The sequence below is a fragment of the Streptomyces sp. genome (assembly GCF_031181555.1).
Classification (GTDB): Bacteria; Actinomycetota; Actinomycetes; order Streptomycetales; family Streptomycetaceae; genus Streptomyces; species Streptomyces fimbriatus.
The window spans coordinates 32,045-36,707 of record NZ_JAPSKQ010000052.1 but is presented as its reverse complement, the minus strand read 5'-3'; the positions used below and the strand labels follow the sequence as shown (position 1 = coordinate 36,707).

The 4,663-nt window shown below is 74.4% G+C and carries 3 protein-coding genes and 1 pseudogene; 1 reads left to right on the top strand and 3 read right to left on the bottom strand.

Annotated elements, in window-relative coordinates:
* Positions 1-261 (top strand): RpiB/LacA/LacB family sugar-phosphate isomerase (locus RIM90_RS13715; protein WP_309060952.1); only part of this gene is annotated, 261 nt, incomplete at its 5' end.
* Positions 262-318: 57 nt separating this feature from the next.
* Here the strand turns inward: RIM90_RS13715 and RIM90_RS13710 are convergent.
* The 3 genes and pseudogenes from RIM90_RS13710 to rocD form a co-directional block, all read right to left on the bottom strand.
* A complete protein-coding gene (locus tag RIM90_RS13710) occupies positions 319-1,548 on the bottom strand; it encodes a SpoIIE family protein phosphatase (protein WP_309060951.1) in 1,230 nt (409 codons plus the stop codon).
* Between the two features lie 99 nt (positions 1,549-1,647).
* On the bottom strand, positions 1,648-4,104 hold the full coding sequence (locus RIM90_RS13705; RefSeq protein WP_309060950.1) for a SpoIIE family protein phosphatase: 2,457 nt from the start codon (positions 4,102-4,104) through the stop codon (positions 1,648-1,650).
* A 380-nt stretch (positions 4,105-4,484) separates the two neighbouring features.
* Positions 4,485-4,663: pseudogene (gene rocD, locus RIM90_RS13700) on the bottom strand (ornithine--oxo-acid transaminase); the annotation flags it as partial.

Below are 4,663 nucleotides of genomic sequence, written 5' to 3'. Positions count from 1 at the left end.
TGGACCGGCACCGGCGCGTCGATCGCCGCCAACAAGGTGCCGGGCGTCCGGGCCGCCCTGTGCACGGACGCCTATACGGCGGACGGCGCGCGCCGCTGGAACGACGCCAACGTGCTGGCGCTCAGCCTGCGGCTGACGTCCGAACCGCTGCTGAAGGAGATCCTCGACGCCTGGTTCGCCGGTGCGCCCAGCGATGACCCGGAGGACCGGCGGAACGTGGACCGGACGGGACGGCTCGACCGGGAGCGCACCGGCCTCTGACGAGCCGCCACCCGACGCACCGGCTCCCCGCCGGGCCGGTCACGGCCGCACCCGCGCTCACAGCCGCACGACGACCAGCGCCGTGTCGTCGGTGGCGCCGCCGGGCGGCAGCAGCTCCAGCAGCACGATGTCCGCGAGCGTCTCGGGATCCTGTGTCCGGTGGCGGCGCAGCGCCTCGGCGAGACGGAGCAGTCCCGTGTCGATGTCCTCCCGGCGCCGCTCGATCAGACCGTCGGTGTACAGCACGAGCGTCGCCCCGGGCGTGAACGAGGTCGTCGCCTGGGGCCTCGGCGTCGGGTCGGGGCGGGCGTCGAGCGGGGGGTCGGTGGCCCGGTCGAGGAACTCCACCCGCCCGTCGCGGTGGAGCAGAACGGGCGGGAGATGGCCGGCGCTGCTGTAGGTGATGGTGTGCCGGTCGAAGTCGATGAAGGTCGTCACCGCGGTCGCGGACTCGGCGCCGTCCACCACGTGGGCGTAGCGGCCCACCACGTTCAGCGCCTCGGCGGGCCCGTCCGCCACCCGGGAGGCGGCGCTCAGCGCGCTGCGCAGCTGGCCCATGACGCCGGCCGCCTCCAGACCGTGCCCGACCACGTCGCCCACGGACACGCCGATGCGGTGCCCGCCCACCAGGTCGACCAGGTCGTACCAGTCCCCGCAGACGTTGAGCGCCCCCACCGCGGGCCGGTACCGCACGGCGGCCCGGTGGTGGCCGACCTGACGGCGGGCGGGCAGCATCGCCTCCTGCAGCGCCAGGGCGACCTCCCGCTCCCGCGCGTGCGCCTGGCGCAGCCGGTTGTTGAGCTCCTGGAGTTCGCGGGCGCGCGAGTACAGCTCGGCCTCCAGCACCCGGCCCTGGCCGCCGCCCTCGTGGCCACGGGCCCGGACCAGCTCGGTGACCTCCTCCACCCGGTGCACGATCAGTTCGGTCTTCCCGTCGGGACCGAGCACCGGTGTGTTCACCGGGCTCCAGAACCGCTCCTCCCACTCCCCGGGCCGTTCGGGGTTCTCGACGCCGTAGCGCTGCAGGGCCATGGTGTCGCGCTCACCGGTGGCCAGGACCCGAAGCAGCGAGGCCTGGAGATTGCGCGCGCCCGTGGAGTCGGGATCGTTCGGGTTGTCCGGGAAGACGTCGAACAGGTAGCGGCCCACCAGTTCCTCGCGCGGACGCCCGGTCCCGTGGACGTACGCCTCGTTGACGTCCGCGAACACCAGCTCGGGGGTCAGCAGCGCCACCATGCCGGGCAGGGCGCGGTAGACCGCCGCGTAATCGATCGACGTCTCCGCCATGGCCACCGCCTCATCACCGGAATCGCGTCGGTTTCCCACCATACGGGTGCATTGACCGGGTTGTTCGCCTCTTGCGCGGGAGGGGGAGGTACCGGAACGTCACTCGACCGACGGGTCCAGTGACTGCTCGGCCCAGATGATCTTCCCCTCGGCGACGAAACGGGTGCCCCACCGCTGGGCGAGCTGGGAGACCAGCAGCAACCCGCGTCCGCCCTCGTCCGTCGCACGGGGGTGCCGCACATGAGGCGTCGTCGCGCCGCCGTCGAACACCTCGCACACCAGCGAGCGCTCGTGGATCAGCCGGAGCCGGACGGGACCGGCGGCGTGGCGGAGGGCGTTGGTGACGAGTTCGCTGACGACCAGCTCGGTGGTGAAGGCCAGCTCGTCCAGCCCCCACCGGGCCAGCTGCCGGGTGGCGGACCTGCGGGCCTCGGCCACGACGGCCGGATCCGCCGGCAGGGCCCAGACCGCGACCCGTCCGGGGGCGAGGCGTTTGGTACGGGCCATCAGCAGGGCCACGTCGTCGTACGGACGGGCCGGCACCAGTGCGTCCATCACGGCACGGCAGCTCGGCTCGAGCGAGTCCGCGGCCCTCTCCAGCGCCCGCCGCAGCCGGTCCCGGTCCGTGTCGACGGGGCCGGGCCCCCCGCGGCCCAGCAGGCCGTCGGTGTGCAGGGCGAGCGTGCTGCCCTCGGCCAGGGACAGCTCCACCGACTCGAACGGCGAGCCGCCCACGCCGAGCGCCGGGCCCTGCGGAAGCTCCACGAAGGTGACCGTGCCGTCGGGCGCCACCACGGCGGGCGCGGGATGGCCGGCGGCGGACATCGTGCACCGGCCGTCCACCGGGTCGTAGATCACGTACAGACAGCCGGCCCCCACGGCCTGGCCCTCCGAGCTCCCGGCCTCCGCCTCGTCGTCCCCGTCCCGCGCCGGTCGGCCGACCAGATCGTCGAGGTGGGCGAGCACCTCCTCGGGCGGCAGGTCCAGCGCGGCCAGGGTCCGCACCGCGGTCCGCAGCCGGCCCATGGCCGCCGCGGCGGCGATGCCGTGTCCGGGCACCTCGCCGACGACGAGGGCGACGCGGGCCCCGGACAGCCGGATGAGGTCGTACCAGTCGCCGCCCAGACCGGTCAGCTCGTCGGCCGGGCGGTAGCACGCGGACACCCCGACGGCGTCCTGCTCGGGCAGCCTGTGGGGGAGGAGACTGCGCTGCAGGACGAGCGTGGCGTCCCGCTCACGGGTGTAGCGCCGGGCGTTGTCCACGCAGACGGCGGCACGGGAGACGAGGTCCTCGGCCAGGTTCAGGTCGTCCGCGTCGAAGGGGTTCTCGCGGCGGCGCCGGAAGAACGTGGTGACGCCCAGGGTGACGCCCCGGGCGCGGATCGGCACGATCATCACGCTCTGCAGGCCCAGTTCCAGGAAGGTGGACTCGCGGCTGCCCGGCGCCCCCACGGCCCACTCCGTGGCGAGCGGATCGAGCTGCTCCTGACGCCAGGACCGGCCCGTGGTCAGACAGCGGACCGGTGGTGAACCGGCCAGGTAGGCCACCGCCTCGCCGGCCTTCACGACCGTCCGCGGCAGGTCCTCGTACAGCGACCGGTGGCCCGCGCGGCACAGCGGCACCCGGTCGGTCTCCGCAAGTGGTCCGGACGGCAGCTCGGCGCCCCGCAGCACGGTCTCCAGCAGGTCGACGGTGACGAACTCCGCGAGCCCCGGCACGGCGACGTCGGCCAGTTCCTGCGCGGTGCTCATGATGTCCAGGGTGCGGCCGATGTGCTCACCGGCCCGGTCGAGCAGGGCGAGACGCTGCCGGGCGCGATGCCACCCGGTGACGTCCACGACGGTGTAGTACACGCCCATCGGGCGGCCCTGCTCGTCGTCGAGCCGGGTGAACGACAGCATGTGCGCGGTGTCGCGCAGCGGTGCCGAGCGGACGCGGCCGACGTGCTCGTAGCCGACCACGCGTTCGCCGGTCTCCAGCACGTGTCGCATCTGCGCCTCGACGGCCTCGGCGTCCATACCCGGCTGGACGTCCGCGAACCGCAGCCCCAGGCGCCGTTCGGCCGGACCGCCGCCGAACTGTTCCAGCGCGGCGTTGGACCACACGAAGCGCAGATCCGTGTCCACGATCGCGATGCCGATCGACGATCCGGCGACCATCTGCTCCAGCACCGCGCGGCTCATGTCCCAGCCGGGGGAGCCGGCCAGCTCCGACAGCAGCACCAGCAGCGGCGAACGGCCCCGCGGCTCCACGGTCGGGGTGATCCGGACCATGACCGCGACCGGCCGCCCGTCCCGGTGCAGGGCCGTCATCAGCCCCGCCCAGCCGCCGTCCCCCCGGCACCGCTCGACCAGGTCCGGCACCCGCTCGGCGTCCTTCGGGGTCAGCAGCTCGGCGAGCTTCCTGCCCACCGTCTCGGACGCGGAATGCCCCAGCAGCCGCTCGGCCTGGCCGGTCCAGCCCGTCACCATGCCCTGCGGATCGAGCAACAGGGGGGCGGCGTCGGCCACGTCGAACCCCTGCCGGGCAACGTCCTGCTCCTTGTGTCCGCCCACGGCCGACCTCTCTGTCGCTGAGAGTGGTCTACCACCTCATGTCTCAATCTTCACCCTTGACGGGGGAGGAGGCTTCCCGGATGGCGGTGCGCGGTGGGCCGGGCGTCGGGGCCTCCGGTGACGGGCGGCGTCCCCGCCGGTCCCGGTGCCGGGACCGGCGGCCTTCCGGCGGCGGCGCGGCGCGTCCCTGTGCCGGTGTGCCGGACGGACCGGGACCACCCCTGCCGGAGCCGCGTCGCCACGACGCTCCGCCGGGCCCGGGAGGTCCCTCACGGCGCGGTGGTGCCCGTCGGGCCGGCGAATCCGGTGCGGCGCGGGGTCGGCCCGACCCGGTGGGGCGCGGCGGACCCGCGGACCGCCGCGCCGGATCCACCGCCGGTTCAGTCCCGCCGGCCCAGGACCTTCTCCAGGGTTCCCAGAGCCCCCCGGAGCTCGTCCGCCGTGATCGTCAGCGGCGGGGCCAGGCGGATGGTGGAGCCGTGGGTGTCCTTGACGAGGACGCCCTCGCGCATGAGGCGTTCGCTCACCTCGCGGCCCGTGCCGAGGGCCGGGTCGACGT

Coding starts and splice junctions, on each gene's coding strand:
- RIM90_RS13710 (WP_309060951.1), bottom strand. CDS start 1,548: ATGGCGGAGACGTCGATCGATTACGCGGCGGTCTACCGCGCCCTGCCC.